We start from the raw sequence: 21,453 nt of genomic DNA on the forward strand, positions 1-21,453 counted from the left end.
CGTGGTGGCGACGCTGGTGGGCGCCGCGATCGGCATGCTGATCGGCGGCCTCGCGGGCGCGCTCGGCGGCTGGGTGGACACCCTGCTGATGCGGGCCGGGCCTCGGCGGTCCGCGCGCCGGCTCAGAGCACCAGCCCGACCGACATGGTGAGGAACACCGCCGCGCACACCGCGTCCAGCGCCGTCGTCACGCCGGGGCGGCGCAGGGAGCCGGCGACCCGGGCCGCGGCGACCACGATCATCAGCTCCCACAGCGCGGCCAGGCCGAGGAACACGGCGGCGAGCACGCCGAGCTGGAGCGCGGGGTCGCCCGTGCCGATGAACTGCGGCAGGAACGCCAGCGAGAACAGCAGCATCTTCGGGTTCGTGATGTTGGTCAGGAACCCCTGCCGGAACGGCCGGGGCGCGACCGGCGCCACCTCGCCGCCGCCCGACCGCCGCACCAGCCCGCGCGTGATCGACACGGCGAGGTAGAGCAGGTACGCCGCGCCGATCCAGCGCAGCCCGGTCAGCACGGCGGGGTAGCGGGCGATCACCACGCCCAGGCCCGAGATGACCAGCGCCACCTGCACGAAGGCCGCGGTGTGGATGCCCGCCAGCGCCAGCAGCCCCGCCCGGGTGCCCGAGCGCATCGAGGTGCGCAGCAGCAGGAAGGCGTCCACGCCGGGGGTCAGCACGACCACCGCGCAGGCGATCAGGAACGCCGGCAGCTGGGTGAAGTCCAGGTGCATGGAAACCTCCCTCATGTTCCGGACAGATCGTCGGTGACCTGCCTCACTTGCCGTGAAATCTTCGGTTCCACTGGATCCTAACAACAGATTTTCCGGATCCCATCCCCGTATGACGCGCGAAGGCGCAGTCCGCTACGGTCTGTGCCCGTTCGGCCACACGACGCAAGAGGGGTGCTCCATGCGCATCAGCGCGCCGGTCTTCGCCGTGCTCGTGCTCGTCCTGTCGGCGCTGCCCGCGGACGCGATCGTGGGCGGCCGCGAGGCGGCCGCGGCGCCGTGGGTCGTGGCGCTGTTCGACCGGGGCGCCTTCTTCTGCGGCGGCGCGCTGGTGGCCCCGGACAAGGTGGTCACCGCCGCGCACTGCACCCGGTCGCGCACCGTGCTCGGGGACCGCGACCGGCTGCCCGCGGACCTCACCGCGGTCGCCGGCCGGGCCGACCTCGACACCGGCGGCGGCCGGGCGGTCGGCGTCACGGCCGTCTGGCGGCACCCGTCCTTCACCGAGGTCTCCGCCGGTCACGACGTGGCCACGCTCACCCTGGCCACCCCGCTGCCGTACCGGCCGATCGCCGTCGCCGCCGCCGCGCCCGGCCCGGCCACCGTGCACGGCTGGGGCCGCACCGGCGAGCTGAGCCCGCCGAGCAGGCGGCTGCGGGAGGTCGACGTGCCGATCCGCCCGGACGCCGAGTGCGCCGCCGCGATCCCCGGCTACCAGCCGGGCGGGATGCTGTGCGCGGGCTACCCGGAGGGCGGCAAGGACGCCTGCGAGGGCGACTCCGGCGGCCCGCTCACCGCGGCCGGGCGGCTCGTCGGCCTCGTGTCCTACGGCCGCGGCTGCGCCCGCCCCGGCGAACCCGGCGTCTACACCCGGCTGAGCCGGTACCAGGACCTGCTCTGACGCTGTGGTACCAAGGCGAGGTGCACTCACCCCGGTTCCCGGCGACGCTGCGCCGGCAGTGGTCGGCCGACCTGACCGCCGACCAGCTCTACGCCGTGCTCAAGCTGCGCGGCGAGGTGTTCGTGGTGGAGCAGGACTGCGCCTACCCGGACCTCGACGGGCGTGACCTGGAGCCGGGCACCCGGCACTTCTGGCTGGAGGCCGACGGCTCACCGGGACCGCGGGCGTACCTGAGGCTGCTGGAGGAGCCGGATGGCACGTTCCGCATCGGCCGGGTGTGCACCGCCCGCGCCGCCCGCGGCCGCGGCTACAGCCGCCGGCTGGTGGAGGCGGCGCTGGCGGAGGTCGGGCAGGCGACGTGCGTGCTGGACGCGCAGACCTACGTGGCCGACTTCTACGCGTCGTTCGGCTTCGAGCCGCAGGGCGCGGAGTTCATCGAGGACGGGATACCGCACCTGCGGATGCGCCGGTCTCCGTGATCACCCGCACGGCCCGGTCGAGGTCGCCCTCGGACAGGTCGGCCCGCGCGGTCAGGCGGAGCCGGGAGATCCCGTCGGGCACCGATGGCGGCCGGAAGCAGCCGACGACCACGCCCTGCGCGCGGCACGCCTCGGCCCAGCCGAACGCCGCCTCGGGCGACGGCGCCTGCACCGAGACGACGGCCGCCGTCGGCGTGCTCACCCGCAACCCCTTGTCCCGCAACCGGAACGCGAGGTCCTGGGCCACGTCCAGGGCGCGCGCGGGCCGGTCGGGCTCCTCCCGCAGCACCTTCAACGCGGCCAGCGCCGCCGCCGCGCTCGACGGCGCGAGCCCGGTGTCGAAGATGAACGTGCGCGCGGTGTCGACCAGGTGCCTGATCACCCGGCTCGGCCCGAGCACCGCGCCGCCCTGCGCGCCCAGCGACTTCGACAGCGTCACCGTCGTCACCACGTCGGGGGCCTTGGCCAGGCCCGCGGCGGGCACCGCGCCGCGCCCGCCGTCGCCCACCACGCCGAGGCCGTGCGCGTCGTCCACGACCAGCGCGGCGTCGTGCTCGCGGCAGGTCGCGGCCAGCTCCGCGAGCGGCGCGAGGTCGCCGTCGACGGAGAACACCGAGTCGGTCACCACCAGCGCCCGCCGCTTGCCGCGGGTGGCCAGGGCGTGCGCGACCTGGCCGACGTCGCAGTGCCCGGCGACCACGACGTCCGCCTTGGACAGCCGCGTGCCGTCGATCAGGGAGGCGTGGATGTGCTGGTCGGCCACGATCGCGGTGCCCGGACCGGACAACGCGGTCAGCGCGCCCAGGTTCGCCGCGTAGCCCGACGAGAACACCAGCGCCGACTGCGTGCCGCAGAAGTTCGCCAGCTCGTACTCCAGCTCCGTGTGCAGCTCGGTGGATCCGGTGACGAGCCGCGAGCCGGTGGAGCCCGCGCCCCAGCGCAGCGAGGCCGCCGCGGCCGCGCCGGTGACCCGCTTGTCGCGGGCCAGGCCGAGGTAGTCGTTCGACGCCAGGTCGAGGTCGGTCGAGTCGGCCGGGCGCGGCCGGACCCGGCGCGCCAGGCCGGCTTTCGCGCGGGCGTCGGCCCGCGTGTCGATCCAGTCGAACACCGACTCCCCTGTGCGCACGCTCACGCCGGCAGTGTCGCATCCGACGGCTACCGTGCCGGCGTGGACCTCTTCCGGCCGGAACCAGGCGACCTGCGCTCGTTGCGGGAGGAGGCGCCGGTCCACCGCGACGGGCGCACGGGGCTGTGGCTGGTCAGCCGCTACGACGACGTGCGCGCCGTGCTGGCGGACCCGCGCCGGTTCCGCCCGGACAACGCGTTGACCGCGGTGACCGGGATGCCGGGTTCGGTGCTGCGGGTGCTCGCCCGCGCCGGGTTCTCGCTGCCGCCGACGCTGGCCAACAACGGCACCGGCACGCACGCCGCGCTGCGCCGCCTGGTGGCCCGGTTCCTGACGCCGGCGCGGGTGGCGGCGACGGGCCCGCGGATCGCCGACCTGGCCGCCGAACGGCTGGACCGGCTCAGCGGTCGGGCCGACCTGCACCCGGCGCTGGCCCGCGACCTGCCCGCGATCGTGCTGCTGGAGGTCATGGGCATCCGGGACGTGGACGTCGACGCGCTCAAGGCGTGGAGCACGGCGTCGCTGGAGCTGTTCTGGGGTGACGTCACGGAGGAGCGGCAGCACGAGCTGGCCCGCCCGGCCGCCGAGTTCCACCGGTGGCTCACCGCGCGGATCAGGGCCGCCGACCCGGCCGACGACGACCTGTTCGGCGCGTTGCGGGCGGACGACGTGCCGATCCGGGACGCGGCCGGCCTCTGCTACTTCCTGTTGATCGCGGGCCAGGAGACGACGACCCAGCTGCTGTGCTCGGCGTTCCACGCGGTGCTGCGGGAGGAGGGCCTGTGGTCCCGGCTGGGCGAGCCGGGCGTGGCCGCCGCGTGCGTGGAGGAGGTGCTGCGGCGCGACCCGCCGGTGAGCACGTGGCGGCGCGTCACCGCCGAGCCGGTGACGCTGTCGGGCGTGGACGTCCCGGCGGGCGCGCCGCTGCTGCTGATGCTCGCGGGCAGCGGGTCGGACCCGGAGGTGTTCGCGGAGCCCGAGCGGTTCTGCCCGGCCCGGCCGAACGCGCGCCGGCACCTGGCGTTCGGCTTCGGCAGGCACTTCTGCCTCGGCGCGGGCCTCGCCCGGCTGGAGGCGGAGGTGGTGCTGCGGGAGACCGCGCGGCGGTTCCCGCGCCTGCGCCTGGCCTCCGCCGCGCCGCCGCCGATGCTGGGCCTGCTGTCGTTCCGCGCGCCGCTGAGCGTGGAGGTCGAGCTAGGGGACCAGCACGACCTTGCCGGTGGTGGCCCGGCCCTCCAGCAGTTCGTGGGCGCGGGCGGCGTCGGCCAGCGGTAGCGCCTCGCCCAGCACGGGGCGCAGCCCGAGGTCGAACACCCGCCGCACCACGTCGGGCGTGAGGGGGTTGCCGAACCCCAGCACGGCCACGCCCTTGCGGAACACGTCGGACGCCGTCACGTCCAGCGGCTCGCCGCTCGCGAAGCCGAACACGGCCAGCCTGCCCACCCCGTCGCGCAGCAGCTCGAACGACTGCCGCCCGACCGCGCCGCCGACCGACGAGAACACCACGTCGACCGGCTCGACCCCGGCCGACCAGTCCGGCTCGCCGTAGTCGACGACCTCGTGCGCGCCCAGCTCGCGGGCCAGGTCGAGCTTCCGCCCGCCCCGCGCGGCGGCCACGACGGTCGCGCCCGCCCGTGCCGCGACCTGCACCAGCAGGCTGCCGACCCCGCCGCCCGCCGCCTCGACCAGCGCCCGCTCGCCCGCGGCGAGCCGGACCGCGTCCGCGGCCGTCACCGCCGTCGCGCCCTGCAGGTACAGCGCCAGCGCCTCGTGGTCGGACACGCCGTCGGGCACCTCGGTCGCGTCCTGCGGCAGCAGGGCCAGCTCGGCGTAGCCCTCGCCCAGCGCGAACCCGACCAGCCGCCGGCCGTCGGCGGCCACCCCGACCACCTCGCCGCCGAGCGCGCCGGGCGCGAGGTCGTACCAGGGCACCACCGCCGACGCCCGGCCCGAGCGGATGAGCGTCTCGCCGTAGTTGAGGCCGATCGCCGTGACGCGGACCAGCACCTGGCCCGGACCCGGGACCGGGTCGGGCACCTCCCGCACCCCGAGCACGTCCGCCGGACCGAACTCGTCGAACCGCACTGCGCGCACCGCGCCTCCCACCACTCAAGCGGACCGTCGGTCCGTTTACGTCCGCTACAATACGGACCGCCGGTCCGGTTCTGTCAAGCGGCGGCGGAGGAGGTCCACGATGCGGAAGGACGCCGAGCGCAACCGCGCCGCGATCCTCGCCGCGGCCGCGCGCCTGATCGCCGAACGCGGGCCGGACGGGTTCTCGATGGACGACGTGGCGACCGCCGCCGGTGTGGGCAAGGGCACGGTCTTCCGCCGCTTCGGCGACCGCGACGGGCTCGTGCGGGCCGTCGTGGACGAGACCTCGCGCACGTGGCGGGAGCAGTCCCGGGCCCTGCTGGAGGCCGACGACGTGCCCGCGGACGAGAGGGTCGTCACGTTCGTGGCCACCCTGTTCGACCACGTGACGGCCTCGCTGCCGCTGGTGGCCGCGTTCGAGCGGGTGTCCTCGCGCAGCATCGCGTGCGACGCGAACGCCGAGCTGACCCGGCAGCGCCTCACCACCTTGATCGCCCAGGTCAGGCCGGGTGTGGACGCGGAGTTCCTGGCGCACGCGCTGCTGGCCCAGCTCCGCGCGGACACGCTCGGCCACCTGGTGCGCGAGTGCGGCCTGGGCGTGCCGCGGGTGCGGGCCGGTGTGATCTCGCTCGCGCGGGGCGTGCTGGCCGGGGACTTGGAGGCGGCCGGGCGAAGTGCGACGATGCCCAGGCTGTAGAGGGGGTGTGCGAGGAAGCCGGTGCGAATCCGGCGCGGTCCCGCCACTGTGACCGGACCGAGGAGCCGGGAGTCAGGAACTCGACCCCCGACTCGTAGACCGGACACGGGCGTGGACACCCGAGGAAGGACACCGCCGCATGGGCGCGCGTTTCCCCTTTTCCGCCGTCGTCGGCCACGACGACCTCCGCACGGCCCTCCTGCTCAACGCCGTGCACCCCGGTATCGGCGGGGTGCTCGTCCGAGGCGAGAAGGGGACCGCGAAGTCGACCGTGGTCCGCGCGCTCGCCGCGCTGCTGCCCGAGCTGGACGTGGCGCCGGGCTGCCGGTTCGGCTGCGACCCGGCCGCGCCGGCCGACTGCCCCGACGGGCCGCACGGCGGCGGCTCGGAACGCCGACCGGCCCGGCTGGTCGAGCTGCCGGTGGGCGCAACCGAGGACCGGCTGGTCGGCTCGCTCGACCTGGAGCGCGCGTTGACCGAGGGCGTCCGCGCCTACCAACCCGGCCTGCTGGCCGCCGCGCACCGGGGCGTGCTCTACGTGGACGAGGTGAACCTGCTGCACGACCACCTCGTGGACCTGCTGCTCGACGCCGCCGCCATGGGCCGCGCGCACGTCGAGCGCGAAGGCGTGTCCGTGTCGCACGCCGCGTCGTTCCTCCTGGTCGGGACGATGAACCCGGAGGAGGGCGAGCTGCGCCCGCAGCTGCTCGACCGGTTCGGCCTCACGGTCGCGGTCCGCGCCTCCCGGGACGTGGCGACGCGCGCCGAGGTCGTGCGGCGGCGGCTGGCCTACGAGGCCGACCCGGAGGGGTTCGCCGCCCGCTGGGCCGAGGCGGACGCGGAGCTGGCCCGGCGGATCGTGGCCGCCCGCGACCGGCTGCCCGCGGTCGCGCTGCCGGACCCGGAGCTGCGCCGCATCGCCGCGATCTGCGCCGCGTTCGAGGTGGACGGGATGCGCGCGGACCTCGTGGTGGCCCGCGCCGCGACCGCGCACGCCGCCTGGCGGGGCGCGGACGAGGTGGCGGAGGAGGACGTGGAGGCCGCCGTCCGGCTCGCGCTGCCGCACCGCAGGCGCCGCGACCCGTTCGACGAGCCGGGCCTGGAGCAGGAGCAGCTCGACGACGCCCTCCGGCAGGGTTCCGAGGCCGCCCAAGAGCCGGAGGACGGCCCCGACGGCCCGGACGACGACGGAGGCGGCGGCGCGCCCCTGCCCGGTGAACCGCCGGAGTCCACTTCGGACGGTTCCGGTTCGGCCGAGCGGTCGCACGCCCCCGCGCCCGCGTTCCGCGTCCGGCTGTTGCAGGTTCCGGGCGTCGGCGAGGGCGCGCCGGGCAAGCGGTCCCGGGCCCGCGCCCGCACCGGCCGCGTGGTCCGCTCGTCCACTGTGGACGGAACGGGCCTGCACGTCGTCGGCACGCTCGGCGCGGCCGCGCCGCACCAGGCGGCCCGGGGACGCCGCGGCCCCGGCCTGGAGCTGCGCGCGTCCGACCTGCGGCTGTCGGTGCGCGAGGGCAAGGAGGGCAACCTCGTGCTGTTCGTGGTCGACGCGTCCGGCTCGATGGCGGCCCGGCAGCGGATGGCCGCGGTCGGCGGCGCGGTGATCTCCCTGCTCCGCGACGCCTACCAGCGGCGGGACAAGGTCGGCGTGGTCACGTTCCGCGGCCGGGAGGCGCAGGTGGCCCTGCCGCCGACGAACTCGGTGGACGCGGCGGCGGCCCGGCTGCGCGCCCTGCGCACCGGCGGCCGGACCCCGTTGGCCGACGGCCTGCTGCGCGCCCGCCGCGTGCTGGAGGCCGAACGCGTCCGCGACCCGCGCCGCCGGCCGCTGCTGGTGCTGCTCACCGACGGCCGCGCGACCGCCGCCGGGACGGGCGGCGACCCGATGGGCGACGCGCTGCGCGCGGCCGGCCTGCTGGCCGCCGACCCGGTCGCGTCCGTCGTGGTCGACTGCGAGCACGGCCCGATCCGGCTCGGCCTGGCCGCCCGCGTCGCGTCCGCGCTCGGCGCGGCGTGCGTGCGCCTGGAGGAACTGTCCGCAGACCAGGTCGCCGGCGTCGTGCGCGCCGCCCGAGCCGCGTAGGAGCGTCGAAGTGCCCCAAGGACAACCGGCCGTCGTCCCCGCCGACGGCCTCACCACGCGCCAGCGCCGCAACCGGCCCCTGGTCGTGCTGCACACCGGCGAGATGAAGGGCAAGTCCACCGCCGCCTTCGGGCTCGCGCTGCGCGGCTGGAACCAGGGCTGGTCCATCGGCGTCTTCCAGTTCGTCAAGTCGGCCAAGTGGAAGGTCGGCGAGGAGTCGGCGTTCCGCGCCCTCGGCCGCCTGCACGAGCAGACCGGCGAAGGCGGGCCCGTCGAGTGGCACAAGATGGGCGAGGGCTGGTCCTGGACCCGCAAGCAGGGCACCGAGGAGGACCACGCCGCCGCCGCCCGCGAGGGCTGGCGGGAGATCGCCCGGCGGCTGCGCGCCGAGCGGCACGGCCTGTACGTGCTGGACGAGTTCACCTACCCGCTGCACTGGGGCTGGATCGACGTGGCCGAGGTGGTGGACGCCCTCGCCTCCCGGCCCGGCCACCAGCACGTGGTCATCACCGGGCGGCACGCGCCCGCCGCGCTCGTGGACGCCGCCGACCTGGTGGTGGAGATGACCAAGGTCAAGCACCCGATGGACGCGGGTCAGAAGGGCCAGAAGGGGATCGAGTGGTGAACCGGCTGGTGGTCGCCGCGCCCGCGTCGGGCAGCGGCAAGACCACCGTGGCCACCGGCCTGATGGCGGCGCTGCGGCGCGCGGGCGACCGGGTCGCGCCGTTCAAGGTCGGCCCCGACTACATCGATCCCGGCTACCACTCGGTGGCGACCGGCAGGCCGGGCCGCAACCTCGACCCCGTGATGGTCGGCGAGCACCGGGTGGCGAGCCTGTTCGCGCACGGCGCCCGCGGCTGCGACCTGGCCGTGGTCGAGGGCGTCATGGGGCTGTTCGACGGGCGGGTGGACACCGAGGGCGTCGGGTCCACCGCGCACGTGGCCAAGCTGCTGTCCGCGCCGGTGCTGTTCGTGGTCGACGCGCGCGGCCAGAGCCGCAGCCTCGCCGCCCTGCTGCACGGTTTCCGGGGCTACGACCCGACCGTGCGGCTCGGCGGCGTGGTGCTCAACCAGGTCGGCTCCGCCCGGCACGAGCACGTGCTGCGCGGCGCGTGCGCCGAGGTCGGGCTGGAGGTGCTGGGCGTGCTGCCGCGCGACGACCGGTTCGCGCTGCCGTCCCGGCACCTGGGCCTGGTCACGGCCGCCGAGCACGGACCCGCCGCGGTGGCCGCCGTGGACGCCATCGCGGACGCCGTCGCCCGCCACGTGGACCTCGACGCGGTGCGCCGGCTCGCCGCCGGCGCGCCCGCCCTGGCGGTGCCCGCCTGGGACCCGCGCGCCGAGGTCGAGCCGGTCGTCGGCGCGCCTGCGGTGGCCGTCGCGGGCGGCGCGGCGTTCACGTTCGGCTACGCCGAGCAGGTCGAGCTGCTGGCCGCGGCCGGCGCGGACGTCGTCGTGGTGGACCCGCTGCGGGACGAGGCGCTGCCCGCCGGCACGGCCGGTCTGGTGCTGCCCGGCGGTTTCCCCGAGCAGCACGCCGCCGAGCTGTCGGCCAACGAGGGGCTGCGCGCCGCCGTCGCCGCCCTGGCCCGCGCCGGCGCGCCGGTGCACGCCGAGTGCGGCGGCCTGCTGTACCTGGCGAAGTCGCTGGACGGCGCGCCGATGTGCGGCGTGATCGAGGCGGAGGGCGCGATGACCTCCCGGCTCACGCTCGGCTACCGCGACGCCGTCGCGCCGCAGGACTCCGTGCTGGCCCGCGCGGGTTCCCGCGTCACCGGGCACGAGTTCCACCGCACCGCGCTGAGCGTCCCGCACGGCGCGAAACCGGCCTGGCGGTGGCGCGGCCACGACCAGCGCCCGGTGGCCGAGGGTTTCGTCGTCGGCCGGGTCCACGCGTCGTACCTGCACACCCATCCCGCGTCCGCGCCGGAGGCCGTGACCCGCTTCGTGCGGGCCTGCGCCAGCGCGTCCGCGCGCTCCGAGGCCACTCGTTAGTGGATCGCGCTCGCGCGGTACGGTCCTTGCCCAGCAAGCCGGACACGTCGTGGGGAGCAGTTGTGATGACTGGTCGGGTCTCCTTCGTGGGCGCCGGTCCCGGCGCCGCCGATCTCATCACCGTGCGCGGCGCCAAGCGGATAGCCGAGGCCGACGTCGTGCTGTGGGCGCCCAGCGTGGTCGAGGCCGAGTGCGTGCGCGAGCACGCCCGGCCCGACGCGGAGCTGGTCGACTTCTCGCGCGTCACCGAGGCCGAGGTGGTCGAGGTGTACCGGCGCGCGTCGGCGGGCCGGCTGAAGGTCGTGCGGCTGCACGCGGGCGACCCGTCGCTGTGGGGCGGGCTGCGCGACCAGCAGGAGGCGTGCCGCCGGCTCGGCCTGGAGACCGACGTGGTGCCCGGGGTGTCGCAGGTGTCCGCCGCGGCGGCGTCCGTCGGCCGCGAACTGACCACTTCGGACGTCGCGCAGTCGCTGCTGCTGGTCGGGCCCGAGACCGCCGAGCACGTCGAGGAGTTCGCCGCGCACGGCACCACGATGGCGATCTCCGCGTCCGGCGCGCGGGCCGGCCTGCTGGTCGAGCGGCTGCGCGCGGGCGGCTACCCCGACGACACGCCGGTCGTGGTGGCCTACAAGGTCTCCCTGCCCGACGAGACGGTCGCGCACACCACGGTGGGCGAGCTGGAGGCGTGCGTGAAGGAGCACAAGCTCTACCGCACCACGCTGTTCCTGGTCGGCAAGGTGCTCGCGCAGCCCGCGCCGCGCCGCCGCTCCCCGGTGGTCGAGGGCGACGAGCCGGTGCGCCGGGCGCGGCCGTCGCGGTGGGCCCTGCGCGCGAACCGCCCGGTCGCGAAGCCGTCCGCCGAGTCGCCGTCGTCGGTCGCGGCGTGGTCGGCCGTGCACGAGTGGCAGGAGACCGCGCGCACCAAGCGCCCCGCCGCCGCCAAGCCGAAGCCCGAGCCGGTCGGCGAGCCGCTGCTGCACCTGATCGCCGACGGCCACGCCGGGGCCGACGAGCCCGGGGAGCACGCCGGGTCCGGGCAGGCCGGGCAGGCCGTGCCGCCGTCGGACGGGCAGGCGCCCGAGCCGGGGGCCAAGCCCAAGCCGAAGCCCGTGGTGGCCGCCGCCGCGAAGCGCAAGCCCGCCGCCGTGCAGGCCAGCACGACGCCCCGCAAGCCGGCCGCGCCGCGGGCCAAGAAGAACAAGCGCGTGAACTGACGTGGACGTCGTCGCGCTGCACCGCTTCGTCACCGAGGCCGGCCGGTCCTGGGCCGACGTGACAGTGGTGGACGCCGCGGCGTCGGGGCCGCGCCACGCGCTGAACGTGTGCCGCGCGCGGCCCGCCGTCGTCGTCTCCGGCGCCGACCCGGCCGAACTCGCCCGCGGGCTGGCCGGGTGGCGGCGCTCCCTGGTGGTGTCCTCCGCCGCCGGTCTGTCCACTGTGGACCCTGCGGACGCGGTGGCGCGCCGGTGGTCCGACCCGGGCCCGCTGCTGTGCCTGGCGGAGCAGGGCTTCGCGCCGGCGGGCGAGGGCTGGGCGCTGCCGGACGACGACTTCGCGCACCGCGACGGCATGGTGGCCGTGGCGGAGGTGCGGGCGCTGGTGCTGGCCCGGCTCGCGCCGCGCCCCGGCGTGCTGGTGTGGGACGTCGGCGCGGGCCCCGGCGCGATCGGCGTCGAGTGCGCGCGGCTGGGCGCGGCGGTCGTCGCGGTGGAGCGGGATCCGGTGCAGTGCGTGCGGATCATCGCCAACGCCTCCGCGCACGGCGTGGACGTGCGCGTGGTCGAGGCCGAGCTGGACCAGGCGGGCGAGCTGCCCCGGCCCGACGCGGTGTTCGTCGGCGGCGGCGGCCCGGACGTGGTGCGGCGGTGCGCGAAGTCCGGCGCGCGGCGGGTCGTGGTGGCGACCCCCGACCTGGACCGCGTCCTGCCCGCGCGGGACGCGTTGCTGGACGCCGGGTACGAGGTCGAGGGCAGCCAGGTCGCGGCGGCGCGGCTGACCGGCGGGACGTTGACGGCCACCAACCCGGTGACCGTGCTGTGGGGGGTGAAGCGGGCGTGATCGGGGTGTTCGCCGCCGGCGAGCGCGGTCGGCGGGCCGCGGTCGACCTGGCCGGGCTGCTGGGGCCGGACGCGGTGGTGCCGGACGGGCCGATCGGGCCCGCGTTGCGCGCGCTGTGGCCCAGGCTGGGGTCGGCGGTGTTCTTCCTCGGCACGGCGGCGACCGTGCGGCTGGTCGCGCCGCTGCTGCGCGACGAGCGCGCCGACCCCGGCGTGGTGTGCGTGGACGGCGGGTTCGCCGTGTCGCTGCTGGGCGGCGCGGACGCGTTGGCCGGCCGGATCGCCGACGTGCTGGGCGCGCAGGCCGTGACCACGTCCGCGGCGGCCGACTCGCCGCTGGACGAGCTGGTGGAGCTGCTGGACGCCGCGGTCGAGGGCGACCTGGCCGGGTGCGGCGAGGCGGTGCGGCTGGGCGAGCCGGTGGCGCTGGTCAACCCGCTCGGGTTCCCGCTGCCCGCGCTGCCGGACAACGTGGTGGGGCGCGAGCGCGGGACCGGGTGGACGGTCGTGGTGGACGACCGGGTGCCCCGGGGGCCGCGGAACGACCGCCTGGTGCGGATCGTGCCCCGCACGCTCGTGGTCGGCGTCGGGTCCGCCACCGGGGTGTCGGCGGCCGCGGTGTCGGCGGCGTTGGCGCGGCTGGAGGAGGAGCACGAGCTGGACCCGCGCGCGGTGCGCGCGTTCGCCACGCTGGACCGCAAGGTCGCCGAGCAGGGCATCGCCGACGCCCTGGAGGACTGGGGCTTCTGGCACGACTCGACCACCGCGCCGCTGCTGTCCTACCCCGGGGAGGAGCTGGCGGTGATCCCCGTGCCGAACCCGGCGGAGCTGGCGATCGGCATCCCCAGCGTGGCCGAGGCGGCGGCGTTGCGCGGCGCGATGGAGCTGTCCGGAGGCGGCCGGGTGGAGATGGCGGCGGAGAAGGTGAAGGGCGCGGGCGTGACCGTGGCCGCCGCCCGGGTGCTGCCGCGCGGCCGGTTGGCGCTGGTGGGCCTGGGCCCCGGCGACGCGGACGAGCGCACCCCGCGGGCCGAGGCCGAGCTGCGGCGGGCGTCGGTCGTGGTGGGCAGCGCCGAGTGCGTGGCGCAGGTGCGGCACCTCCTGCGGCCCGGCACGCGGGTGGCGGCGGACGGCGCGGTGCGGCTGGCGGAGGCGGGCGCGGCGGTGGCCTACGTGGAGGCGGGCGCGGGACCCGTTGTTGCCGGGCCGATTCGGGCGGATGTCGTCCGTGTGACGGGTGTCACTCGTCAACTGTGAAGTCCCGACGGACCGTCGAAAGGCGGTTGTCGCTTTCGTCGTCTTGGTCCTAGCTGGATGTGCGCCCGTCCCGGGCGTCCCTGCACCGGAAGGATCGACATGGCGAAAACCCTGCGTCGCCTGGTCACCGCGATGGCCGCGGCCGTGGCCGCGATCGGTCTGCTGACCGTCGCGCCCGCGTCGGCCGGCGCCTCGTCCGACACCGGCGTGTCGCCGTACATCGTCGGCGGGTCGCGCGTGTCCACCAGCACCTACCCGTGGGTGGTCTACCTGGCCACCAGCACCGGCAGCCAGTTCTGCGGCGGCACGCTGGTCAAGGCCAACAAGGTCGTCACGGCCGCGCACTGCGTGAGCGGCCGGTCCGCGTCGAGCACCCGCGTGGTGCACGGCCGGGACGACAAGCAGAGCACGGCGGGCACGGTCGCCACGGTGAGCGGCATCTGGGTGCACCCCAGCTACCGGACCGCCAGCTCCGGCTACGACGTGGCGGTGCTGACCCTGGGCACCAGCATCAACTCCACCTACCTGCCGCTGGCCACCCCGTCCGACACCGCGCTGTACGCGGCGAACACGAGCGCCCGGATCTACGGCTGGGGCACCACGTCGTCCGGCGGCTCGGCGTCGCGCTACCTGCTCGGCGCGACCGTGCCGGTGACGTCCGACGCGACCTGCCGCACGGCGTACTCGAACTACAGCAACACGTCCATGGTGTGCGCGGGCTACCCGCAGGGCGGCGTGGACACCTGCCAGGGCGACTCGGGCGGCCCGCTGGTCGCGGGCGGCAAGCTCATCGGCGCGACCTCGTTCGGCCGGGGCTGCGCGCTCGCGGGCTACCCCGGCGTGTACGCGCGGATCGCGTCGTACTACTCGGTGATCACGGCGCAGCTGTAACCGCCGCGACGTGCCCACGACCGGGTGCATTCCCGGTCGTGGGCACGGTCCGCGTGTTCGATGCGGTGCCATGCGCCGACTTCTCGTGGTCCTCCTGGTCCTCCTGGTCGTCCTGACCGCCGTGCCGGGCGTCGCCACCGCGGCGGACGCGTTGCACTCGTGCGTCACGTGGGTCGAGGGGAACGCCGCCTCGGGCCGCTGCCACGGCAGCGGGACGTTCCGGCTCGTCGCGTCGTGCGACGACGGCCGGAAGGTGGACAGCTCGTGGCTCACCATCCGCGACGGCATGGGCCGCACCAAGGTCCGCTGCCGCACGACCGCCGTGAGCGCGGTGATCGAGCAGCGGCAGCCGGTGGCGCCCGTGATGTGAAGCACCACCGTTGGACAGGACATGTCCGACGTGGATGCTTCTACCCATGCACGGTGAACAGCACTACCTCGTGGGCCTGGACCTGACCGGCCGGCGGGTCGTCGTCGTGGGCGGCGGCACGGTCGCGCAGCGCAGGCTGCCCAGGCTGGTCGCGGCGGGCGCCAGGGTGGAGGTGATCTCCCCCGAGGTGACCCCGGCGGTCCAGGGCCTGGTCGACGGCGGCGAGGCGACCTGGCAGGCCCGCGAGTACGCCGACGGCGACCTCGACGGCGCGTGGTACGTGCTGGCCTGCACCTCCTCGCCCGAGGTGAACGCGAAGGTGGCCGCGGACGCCGAGGAGCGCCGGGTGTTCTGCGTGCGGGCCGACGTGGCGGTGAAGGGCACCGCGGTCACGCCCGCCGTCGGCGAGCACGACGGCCTGCTGGTCGGCGTCCTCGCGGGTGGTCAGCACCGGCGGTCCGCCGCCGTGCGGGACGCGGTGCTGTCGGCGCTGCGCGACGGGTCCACCGCCGACCACCACGACCAGCCCGCGGGTGTGGCGCTCGTGGGCGGCGGTCCGGGCGACCCGGACCTGATCACCGTGCGGGGGCGCAGGATGCTGGCGCGGGCGGACGTCGTGGTGGCCGACCGGCTCGCGCCGCGTGAGCTGCTGGACGAGCTGCCGCCGCACGTCGAGGTGGTGGACGCGGCGAAGATCCCGTACGGCCGGGCCGCCACCCAGGACTTCATCAACACCACGCTCGTCGAGCACGCCAAGTCCGGCAAGTTCGTGGTCCGCCTCAAGGGCGGCGACCCGTACGTGTTCGGCCGGGGCTTCGAGGAGCTGATCGCGTGCGCCGAGGCGGGCGTGCCGGTCACCGTGGTGCCCGGCGTGACGAGCGCGTTCGGCGTGCCGGCGCTGGCGGACGTGCCGGTGACGCACCGCGGCGTGGCGCACGAGGTGGTGGTCGTGTCCGGGCACGTCGCGCCCGACGACGAGCGGTCCCTGGTCGACTGGTCGGCGTTGGCGAGGCTGACCGGGACCGTCGTGATCCTCATGGGGGTGGAGCGGGCGGCGGCGTTCGCGGACGCCCTGATGGCGGGCCGTCCGGGCGACACCCCGGTGTCGGTGATCCAGGAGGGCAGCACCCGCACGCAGAAGGTCGTGCGGTCGACGCTGGCGTCCCTGGCCGGGGACATCGCCGAGCACGGCATCCGCCCGCCCGCGATCATCGTCGTGGGACCGGTGGCCGGACTGGCCGGGGAGCTGCCGTTCCGCTCCTGAGCGCCCACACCGCCCCGGCGGCGACCACGACGACGAGCCCGGCCGCCGCGGCCGGCGTCGTGCCGCCGGGGTGGACCAGCGGTTCGCCGTGCAGCGCCTGCCGGACGAGCAGCGCGAACAGGCCGGTGTAGCCGAGCGCGGCCACCGCGACCAGGCGGGTGCGCACCCGTTCGGCCAGGCCGAGCGCCGCCAGGCCCAGCGCCAGCAGGATCATCGCCTGGAGGCCGTGCATGCCGACGAAGTGCGGCACGCGCAGGTCGCCGCCGGTGGTGCTCCACCCGGTGAGCGGCAGGCCCGGTCCGCCGTCGGGCACGCCGACGCTGTGCCCGGCGACCAGCTCGACCTCCCGGCCGCCCGCGTCGGCCACGGTGACCTCGCGGCGCTGCCCGAACATCAGGTAGCCGGAGGCCATGCCGAGGATCGCCAGGTACAGCCCGGAGCGCACGGCCGGCCGCACGTCCGGCCGCCCGAAGCGCTGGAACGACAGCACCAGCGCGAGCGCCACGTTGGCCAGGAACATCGCCGGGATGCCGAGGGCGAAGCTCGCCTGCACGAACTGGTTCGACGGGTCGTCGGAACCGTTGAAGTGGGTGAACGTGCCGCGGGCCGCCTGCACGACGACCAGCCCGACCTCCACGAACAGCACCACCGCGATGAACGTCGCCGCGCCCGACGTCCACCGCCGTCCCGGTGCGGGACGGACAGCAGCCACGACAGGGTGGCCGAGTAGACCGCCAACGACGCCGTGAACTTCAACGGCTTCGCCCACAGCGGCGCGCCCTGGAGCACGCGCCCGTCGACCAGCACCGCCACCGCGCACACCAGCGCGCCCACCGCCATCACCGCGGCCACCCAGAGGGTCGGCCGGTGCCACGTCCTCGTCATGGCCGACAGCGTCGCCCGACCTCCCCGGCAAGATCACTGGTGCAGGCCCGGCGCCGCGCGGTGGGGCAGGCCCCCGGATGTGAGAATGCGGCCCGAGCCGCCCGCACCGGCGGGCCGTGCGGAACGGGGTCGTGGCGTTGGCGGTCTGGGTTCGACTCGCGGGGGTGGGGCTGGCGAAGGTGCGGTTCGCCCACTCCCCGGTGTTCGAGACCGTCATGGCGGTGGACGGGCTGCGCACGCCGGGCGCGCACGCCGTGCACCTGCCGTGGGTGCGGTGGGCGCGGGACCGCCTCGACGACATCCCCGGCCTCGACGCGTTGCTGGCCCGGTTGGAAGGTCCGGCCAAACCGGGCGACCTGATGCCGGTGCCGGACGTCCGCATGCCGGACCTGGACGCCGAGCTGCGCCACGTGCCGCAGCCGGAGGCCGACATCATCCGCCGGTGCTACGAGCTGCTGATCGCGCCGCACTGGAAGCGCATCACCGCCGTCCTCGAAGCCGACATCGCGGCCCGCGCGGCGACGCTCGCGGACCAGGGCGTGGAGGCGGTGTTCCGGGACCTGCACCCGGAGATCACGTGGGCCGACGGCGAACTGGTCCTGCACCGCAAGCCCGAGCACCGGGTGGACCTGGCCGAGCACGGCCTGGTGCTGTGCCCGAGCGTGTTCTGCTGGCCCAAGGCGTGGATCGCGATCGACCCGGTGGGCCAAGGGGTGCTGCGCTACCCGGCCCGCGGCATCGGCACGCTGTGGGAGGAGCGGGCGACGTCCCACGACCTGGCGGCCCTGATCGGCCGGACCCGCGCGCACCTGCTGACGTTGCTGGAAGCGCCGAAGAGCACCACCGACCTGGCCGCGGCGCTCGGCGTGACGGCGGGGGCGGTGTCGCAGCACATCGCCGTGCTGCGGGCGGCCCGACTGGTGACGACGCGCCGTGAAGGCCGTTACGTGCTCCACATGCGCACTACGCGTGCCGACGCACTGCTGAGCTGACACCCCGCGCTCCGCAAACGCTTTCCCCCGAACGCCACCGTTACGGAGGCGGTTGCACCAGGTCCACGAGGAAGCGCTGGGCCAGTGCCTCGGAGCACAGGCCCTGCACCAGTTCGACGCCCTCGCCGAGTTCCTCCCCGCGCAGCGCGAGGCACCGGTCCGTGGCCGCGATCCGCACGCGGTACCGCCCGGCCGTCGGCGGGCCGGACGGCTCGAAGCGGAACTGTTGGGAGGCGCGGTCGTCGTCGCAGTCCTCGCGCGGTTCCAGCAGGTCCTGCCCGTCGCCCGACGTGATCGCGGTGAGGCACCCGACGTTGTGCACGGGGTGGTGCCACTGGATCTTGCAGCAGGCCGTCCCCCAGCGGCTCCAGGTAGGTCCGCGGCAAGGCGGCCTGGTCGCACGGGCGCTGGACGGCGATCTCCGTCGGGTAGCGGCGCGACCGGTCGAAACCCTCGGTGAGGCACAGGTGCGGCGTCCGGACGGGGCGGATCACCGCCCAGCTGCCCACGGCGGGGATCGGCAGGCCCGGCACTTGGGGAGTGGTGGTGGCAGCGGAGGTCGTCGTGCCACCGGTGACGGTTCGGATCCCGGCGTGCACCGCCACGCCGACGGCGGTCGCCACGCTCAGGGCTCCGACGACCGCGAGCGCCGCGACGACCCTCGGGACGCGGCGCGTGGGCGTCGTCGGCTCGGGGGCGGCGGGGTCGCCGGCGAGGCGCCTGCGTGCCTCGACCCACAGCCGGACGTCCGGCTCGTCGAGCCCGCACGCCTTGGCGAACTCCTCCACGAACGGCTCGCGGGGCAACGTCGAGCGGCTGAGGGCGGTGGCGATCGTGCTGGACGGCAGGACCGCGCCGTTGGCCGCGGCCTTGCCCTCGAGTTGGCGGTAGGTGAGCCCCGACCACTTGCGCAGCCGGCGGAGGGCGTCGGTGAACTCGACGGCGTCGGTCGCGTCGCCCGGTTCGGGGCGACCGGTCGGTCGCCGGCGACCGTCGTCGCCCGGCCGGGATGATCTCACCGACAAAGGATCGTGCTTTGTCCGGTGTGCCGTCGATACGCGAAACGGGTGTGCGGTCGAATCGCTCTCGTGCATTCATGCCGAGTCGGCGGGAAAACCGCTACTTATTCGTGCCCAGGGAGACTTCCGGGCACACCGGTCATTGTCGTTTTGCCTGCTCAACGTGCTTGTTCGTGGTGTTCGAGCGCGGTTCGAACGTCTCGTGCGCCGTTCGGCTCATTCTCGCACGCGGTCGGGAATCGGCTCGGCGGTTCGGGATAGTCCCGAACCGGCGGCGCGGTTGCGCGGCGGTGGGCCGGCTGTGGAACGTCGGGAGCGGAATCCCAACGACCAATGGAGGACACTGATGGCATCACGCAGATTCGTGGCGGCGTTCGGCGTGGTCGGGGCTTTCCTCGTCTCCCTGGCGTCGCCCGCCGCGCAGGCGGACGAGGCCACCGACGCCGCTCCGCTCGCCTGTCGCTTGCACACCCACTCGGCGAAGGACACGTTCAACAACGGCTACCCGGCCAAGTCGAGCGTCCCGGTCCGTTCCAGCGGCCCTTACGCCGACTGCTCGATCGACGGCTACATCGACTCCAGCACGCGCCTGCACTACCACTGCTACACGACGAACGACGTCGGCAACACGTGGACGTGGGTGCGCGTGGTGGGCGGGGACATCGCGGGCTGGGTCTGGGACGAGAACCTCCAGGGCTACGGCTCCTCGGTCCGCTGCTGAACGACGCTCCGGATCGGACCGCGCCGCCTGGCGCGAGAGCCCGTGGTGCCGGTGGCCCCGACGACGGCGTCGGGGCCACCGGTGGACCGGTGCTCGGACGCCGTCCGCGCGGGAACGCGAGAGCAGGGATACCCGCCAGCCTGCGCGGGAACGCGGGAGCAGGGGTCCCCGCCAAGCTGCGCGGGAACGCGGGAGCAGGAGTTCTCGCCAACCTACGCGGGAACGCGAGAGCAGGAGTTCCCCGCCAAGCTGCGCGGGAATGCGAAAGCAGGGGTCCCCGCCAAGGGGACCCCTGCTTTTACCCTGCCACAACGGTCCGACGATGTCGGGCCGTCGGTGGTCGGTTGTGGACTAGTGCTGCGCCACCCGGCGGGGACGGCCGGAGGCCGCGCCCGAGCCGCCGCGCTCGCGGTCGAAGCGACCGCCGCGGAAGCCGCCGCCGTTGCGGCGAGGGGCGCCACCGCCGCCGCCACCACGACGGGCGCGCACCGGGATCTCGGGCTCCACGACGGGGACGCCGCTGGGCACCCGCGCGCCGGTGATGCGGATCAGCTCCTCGTCACCGGGACGGACCTTGGTCGACGCCGGGCGGATGCCCGCCCGGGCCGTCAGGCCCTGCACGGCCCGCCGCTGGTCGTGCGTGACCAGCGTGACGACGACACCGGACTGGCCGGCGCGCGCCGTGCGGCCGGCGCGGTGCAGGTAGTCCTTCGGGTCGGCCGGCGGGTCGACGTGCACGACGAGGCTCACGTCGTCCACGTGGATGCCGCGCGCCGCCACGTCGGTGGCGATCAGCACCGGCGTGGTGCCCTCGCGGAACTGGCCGAGCACCCTCGTCCGCGCGCTCTGCGCCTTGCCGCCGTGCAGCGCGCCCGCGTGCACGCCCATCGACCGCAGCTTCTTGGCCAACCGGTCCACGTGGTGCTTGGTGCGCACGAACATGATCGTGCGGCCCTCGCGCGCGGCGACCTCGGTGACCACGTTCTGCTTGTCCTCGGCGGACACGAACAGCAGGTGGTGCTCCATCGTGGTGACGCTGCCGGTGGGCGGCGACACCGAGTGGACCACCGGGTCGTGCAGGTACTGGCGCACCAGCTTGTCCACGTCGCCGTCGAGCGTCGCGGAGAACAGCAGCCGCTGGCCGTCCTGCGGGGTCAGGTCGAGGATGGCCCGGACCTGCGGCATGAAGCCCATGTCCGCCATCTGGTCGGCCTCGTCCAGCGCGGTGAACATGACCTCGGACAGGTCGGCCGTGCCCTGCCGGACGTGGTCGGACAGCCGGCCGGGGGTGGCGATCAGCAGGTCCACGCCGCGGCGCAGCGCGTCGACCTGGCGCGGGAACGACGTGCCGCCGACGACCGTGCGGCACCACAGGCCGAGGGCGCGCGCGAACGGGCTGAGCGCCTCCTCGACCTGCATCGCCAGCTCACGGGTGGGCACGAGCACGAGGGCACGCGGCTTGAGCGGCTTGGCCCGACCGCCGGTCAGGCGCGACAGCAGCGCCAGGCCGAACGCCAGCGTCTTGCCGGAGCCGGTCTGACCGCGACCGAGGAGGTCGCGGCCCGCCATGGCGTCCGGCAGCGTGGCGGCCTGGATGGGGAACGGCTCGGTGATGCCGGCCTGCTCGAGCGCGCGGAGCAGCTCGTCGGACAGGCCCAGCTCGGCGAACGAGGGCAGCGGGCCCTCGGGCACGGTGCTCTCGACGTGGTCGGGAATGGTGGTCGCCTGCTCCACGACGGGAGCGGGACGACGGTTGCCCTGGCCAGGGCGCCTGCTGCGGGGCTTGCGGAACTGCTGGCGCTCGGAACGGCCTTGGGACATCGTGGGCAAAACAAACCTCCGGGACACGGCACGTCTCGAGGATTGCTCTGCTTGAGCAGGCGCGATCGCGGGGACG

General features: G+C 75.4%; 22 protein-coding genes, 1 pseudogene and 1 riboswitch. Of the genes and pseudogenes, 16 read left to right on the plus strand and 7 right to left on the minus strand.

Annotated features, from left to right (window positions below; genetic code table 11):
• Positions 1 to 122: 122 nt before the first annotated feature.
• A complete protein-coding gene (locus ACWEFJ_RS14690; protein WP_378091058.1) occupies positions 123 to 731 on the minus strand; it encodes a LysE family translocator in 609 nt (202 codons plus the stop codon).
• Between the two features lie 178 nt (positions 732 to 909).
• Between ACWEFJ_RS14690 and ACWEFJ_RS14695 the strand changes: the two genes are divergently transcribed.
• The gene (locus ACWEFJ_RS14695) at positions 910 to 1,629 is read left to right on the plus strand and encodes a serine protease (protein WP_378091060.1); all 720 of its coding nucleotides are present in this window, start codon (positions 910 to 912) and stop codon (positions 1,627 to 1,629) included.
• 20 nt (positions 1,630 to 1,649) lie between these two features.
• Entirely contained in the window at positions 1,650 to 2,108 is a 459-nt protein-coding gene (locus ACWEFJ_RS14700) for a GNAT family N-acetyltransferase (protein WP_378091062.1), read from the plus strand.
• Here ACWEFJ_RS14700 and ACWEFJ_RS14705 read toward each other — a convergent pair.
• Positions 2,062 to 3,240, minus strand: a complete 1,179-nt coding sequence (locus ACWEFJ_RS14705; protein WP_449714023.1) for an 8-amino-7-oxononanoate synthase — start codon at positions 3,238 to 3,240, stop codon at positions 2,062 to 2,064. The genes ACWEFJ_RS14700 and ACWEFJ_RS14705 overlap by 47 nt on opposite strands.
• A 36-nt stretch (positions 3,241 to 3,276) precedes the next feature.
• Between ACWEFJ_RS14705 and ACWEFJ_RS14710 the strand changes: the two genes are divergently transcribed.
• Positions 3,277 to 4,509: a cytochrome P450 gene (locus ACWEFJ_RS14710; protein ID WP_378091066.1), complete on the plus strand. Its 1,233-nt coding sequence runs from the start codon at positions 3,277 to 3,279 to the stop codon at positions 4,507 to 4,509.
• On the opposite strand, the gene ACWEFJ_RS14715 is transcribed toward ACWEFJ_RS14710, so the two are convergent.
• Positions 4,429 to 5,328: a quinone oxidoreductase family protein gene (locus ACWEFJ_RS14715; RefSeq protein ID WP_449714024.1), complete on the minus strand. Its 900-nt coding sequence runs from the start codon at positions 5,326 to 5,328 to the stop codon at positions 4,429 to 4,431. The genes ACWEFJ_RS14710 and ACWEFJ_RS14715 overlap by 81 nt on opposite strands.
• A gap of 100 nt (positions 5,329 to 5,428) precedes the next feature.
• On the opposite strand from ACWEFJ_RS14715, the gene ACWEFJ_RS14720 reads away from it, so the two are divergent.
• The 10 genes from ACWEFJ_RS14720 to cobA all read left to right on the plus strand — a co-directional run bounded on the left by ACWEFJ_RS14720 (position 5,429) and on the right by cobA (position 15,939).
• Positions 5,429 to 6,025 carry a TetR/AcrR family transcriptional regulator gene (locus ACWEFJ_RS14720; RefSeq protein WP_449714025.1) on the plus strand — a complete coding sequence of 199 codons (597 nt, stop codon included), beginning with the start codon at positions 5,429 to 5,431 and terminating at the stop codon, positions 6,023 to 6,025.
• An 11-nt stretch (positions 6,026 to 6,036) separates the two neighbouring features.
• Positions 6,037 to 6,107: riboswitch (cobalamin riboswitch) on the plus strand.
• A 57-nt stretch (positions 6,108 to 6,164) separates the two neighbouring features.
• Positions 6,165 to 8,105 carry a putative cobaltochelatase gene (locus ACWEFJ_RS14725; protein WP_449714026.1) on the plus strand — a complete coding sequence of 647 codons (1,941 nt, stop codon included), beginning with the start codon at positions 6,165 to 6,167 and terminating at the stop codon, positions 8,103 to 8,105.
• Between the two features lie 10 nt (positions 8,106 to 8,115).
• Entirely contained in the window at positions 8,116 to 8,730 is a 615-nt protein-coding gene (gene cobO / locus ACWEFJ_RS14730; protein WP_449714027.1) for a cob(I)yrinic acid a,c-diamide adenosyltransferase, read from the plus strand.
• On the plus strand, positions 8,727 to 10,100 hold the full coding sequence (locus ACWEFJ_RS14735) for a cobyrinate a,c-diamide synthase (RefSeq protein WP_449714028.1): 1,374 nt from the start codon (positions 8,727 to 8,729) through the stop codon (positions 10,098 to 10,100). Before cobO ends, ACWEFJ_RS14735 begins: the two co-directional genes overlap by 4 nt.
• A gap of 65 nt (positions 10,101 to 10,165) precedes the next feature.
• On the plus strand, positions 10,166 to 11,314 hold the full coding sequence (locus ACWEFJ_RS14740; RefSeq protein WP_449714029.1) for a cobalt-precorrin-4/precorrin-4 C(11)-methyltransferase: 1,149 nt from the start codon (positions 10,166 to 10,168) through the stop codon (positions 11,312 to 11,314).
• 1 nt (position 11,315) lies between these two features.
• Complete coding sequence (locus ACWEFJ_RS14745; protein WP_378091081.1) at positions 11,316 to 12,158, plus strand: bifunctional cobalt-precorrin-7 (C(5))-methyltransferase/cobalt-precorrin-6B (C(15))-methyltransferase; 843 nt, start codon at positions 11,316 to 11,318, stop codon at positions 12,156 to 12,158.
• Complete coding sequence (locus ACWEFJ_RS14750; protein WP_449714030.1) at positions 12,155 to 13,414, plus strand: cobalamin biosynthesis protein; 1,260 nt, start codon at positions 12,155 to 12,157, stop codon at positions 13,412 to 13,414. The genes ACWEFJ_RS14745 and ACWEFJ_RS14750 overlap by 4 nt, the downstream gene beginning before the upstream one ends.
• A 99-nt stretch (positions 13,415 to 13,513) precedes the next feature.
• Positions 13,514 to 14,305 (plus strand): S1 family peptidase, encoded by a 792-nt coding sequence (locus ACWEFJ_RS14755; RefSeq protein WP_449714031.1) that lies wholly within the window; start codon positions 13,514 to 13,516, stop codon positions 14,303 to 14,305.
• 70 nt (positions 14,306 to 14,375) lie between these two features.
• Positions 14,376 to 14,675 carry a hypothetical protein gene (locus ACWEFJ_RS14760; RefSeq protein WP_449714032.1) on the plus strand — a complete coding sequence of 100 codons (300 nt, stop codon included), beginning with the start codon at positions 14,376 to 14,378 and terminating at the stop codon, positions 14,673 to 14,675.
• Positions 14,676 to 14,721: 46 nt separating this feature from the next.
• A complete protein-coding gene (gene cobA, locus ACWEFJ_RS14765) occupies positions 14,722 to 15,939 on the plus strand; it encodes a uroporphyrinogen-III C-methyltransferase (RefSeq protein ID WP_449714033.1) in 1,218 nt (405 codons plus the stop codon).
• Here cobA and ACWEFJ_RS14770 read toward each other — a convergent pair.
• The gene (locus tag ACWEFJ_RS14770) at positions 15,884 to 16,651 is read right to left on the minus strand and encodes a hypothetical protein (protein WP_449714034.1); all 768 of its coding nucleotides are present in this window, start codon (positions 16,649 to 16,651) and stop codon (positions 15,884 to 15,886) included. The genes cobA and ACWEFJ_RS14770 overlap by 56 nt on opposite strands.
• Positions 16,652 to 16,940: 289 nt before the next feature.
• Here ACWEFJ_RS14770 and ACWEFJ_RS14775 point away from each other — a divergent pair, with 289 nt between their 5' ends.
• The gene (locus tag ACWEFJ_RS14775; protein WP_378091093.1) at positions 16,941 to 17,816 is read left to right on the plus strand and encodes an ArsR/SmtB family transcription factor; all 876 of its coding nucleotides are present in this window, start codon (positions 16,941 to 16,943) and stop codon (positions 17,814 to 17,816) included.
• Positions 17,817 to 17,856: 40 nt separating this feature from the next.
• Here the strand turns inward: ACWEFJ_RS14775 and ACWEFJ_RS14780 are convergent, their stop codons facing one another.
• Positions 17,857 to 18,138 carry an RICIN domain-containing protein gene (locus ACWEFJ_RS14780; protein WP_449714113.1) on the minus strand — a complete coding sequence of 94 codons (282 nt, stop codon included), beginning with the start codon at positions 18,136 to 18,138 and terminating at the stop codon, positions 17,857 to 17,859.
• A gap of 224 nt (positions 18,139 to 18,362) precedes the next feature.
• Between ACWEFJ_RS14780 and ACWEFJ_RS14785 the strand changes: the two genes are divergently transcribed.
• On the plus strand, positions 18,363 to 18,707 hold the full coding sequence (locus ACWEFJ_RS14785; RefSeq protein WP_449714114.1) for a hypothetical protein: 345 nt from the start codon (positions 18,363 to 18,365) through the stop codon (positions 18,705 to 18,707).
• Here the strand turns inward: ACWEFJ_RS14785 and ACWEFJ_RS14790 are convergent.
• Positions 18,614 to 18,910 (minus strand): annotated as a pseudogene (locus tag ACWEFJ_RS14790) (hypothetical protein); the annotation flags it as partial. The gene ACWEFJ_RS14785 and the pseudogene ACWEFJ_RS14790 sit on opposite strands and share 94 nt — an antisense overlap.
• 271 nt (positions 18,911 to 19,181) lie before the next feature.
• Here ACWEFJ_RS14790 and ACWEFJ_RS14795 point away from each other — a divergent pair.
• A complete protein-coding gene (locus ACWEFJ_RS14795; protein WP_449714035.1) occupies positions 19,182 to 19,556 on the plus strand; it encodes a hypothetical protein in 375 nt (124 codons plus the stop codon).
• 351 nt (positions 19,557 to 19,907) lie between these two features.
• Here ACWEFJ_RS14795 and ACWEFJ_RS14800 read toward each other — a convergent pair whose 3' ends face one another.
• On the minus strand, positions 19,908 to 21,377 hold the full coding sequence (locus tag ACWEFJ_RS14800) for a DEAD/DEAH box helicase (protein ID WP_449714036.1): 1,470 nt from the start codon (positions 21,375 to 21,377) through the stop codon (positions 19,908 to 19,910).
• Positions 21,378 to 21,453: the final 76 nt, after the last annotated feature.

The sequence above is a fragment of the Actinosynnema sp. NPDC004786 genome (assembly GCF_053601135.1).

Bases quoted from the DNA above. Each gene is read 5' to 3' on its own strand.
- ACWEFJ_RS14695 (WP_378091060.1), top strand. From the start codon at position 910: ATGCGCATCAGCGCGCCGGTCTTCGCCGTGCTCGTGCTCGTCCTGTCG.
- ACWEFJ_RS14740 (WP_449714029.1), top strand. From the start codon at position 10,166: ATGACTGGTCGGGTCTCCTTCGTGGGCGCCGGTCCCGGCGCCGCCGAT.
- ACWEFJ_RS14690 (WP_378091058.1), bottom strand. From the start codon at position 731: ATGCACCTGGACTTCACCCAGCTGCCGGCGTTCCTGATCGCCTGCGCG.
- ACWEFJ_RS14725 (WP_449714026.1), top strand. From the start codon at position 6,165: ATGGGCGCGCGTTTCCCCTTTTCCGCCGTCGTCGGCCACGACGACCTC.
- ACWEFJ_RS14795 (WP_449714035.1), top strand. From the start codon at position 19,182: ATGGCATCACGCAGATTCGTGGCGGCGTTCGGCGTGGTCGGGGCTTTC.
- ACWEFJ_RS14760 (WP_449714032.1), top strand. From the start codon at position 14,376: ATGCGCCGACTTCTCGTGGTCCTCCTGGTCCTCCTGGTCGTCCTGACC.
- ACWEFJ_RS14720 (WP_449714025.1), top strand. From the start codon at position 5,429: ATGCGGAAGGACGCCGAGCGCAACCGCGCCGCGATCCTCGCCGCGGCC.
- cobA (WP_449714033.1), top strand. From the start codon at position 14,722: ATGCACGGTGAACAGCACTACCTCGTGGGCCTGGACCTGACCGGCCGG.
- ACWEFJ_RS14755 (WP_449714031.1), top strand. From the start codon at position 13,514: ATGGCGAAAACCCTGCGTCGCCTGGTCACCGCGATGGCCGCGGCCGTG.
- ACWEFJ_RS14800 (WP_449714036.1), bottom strand. From the start codon at position 21,377: ATGTCCCAAGGCCGTTCCGAGCGCCAGCAGTTCCGCAAGCCCCGCAGC.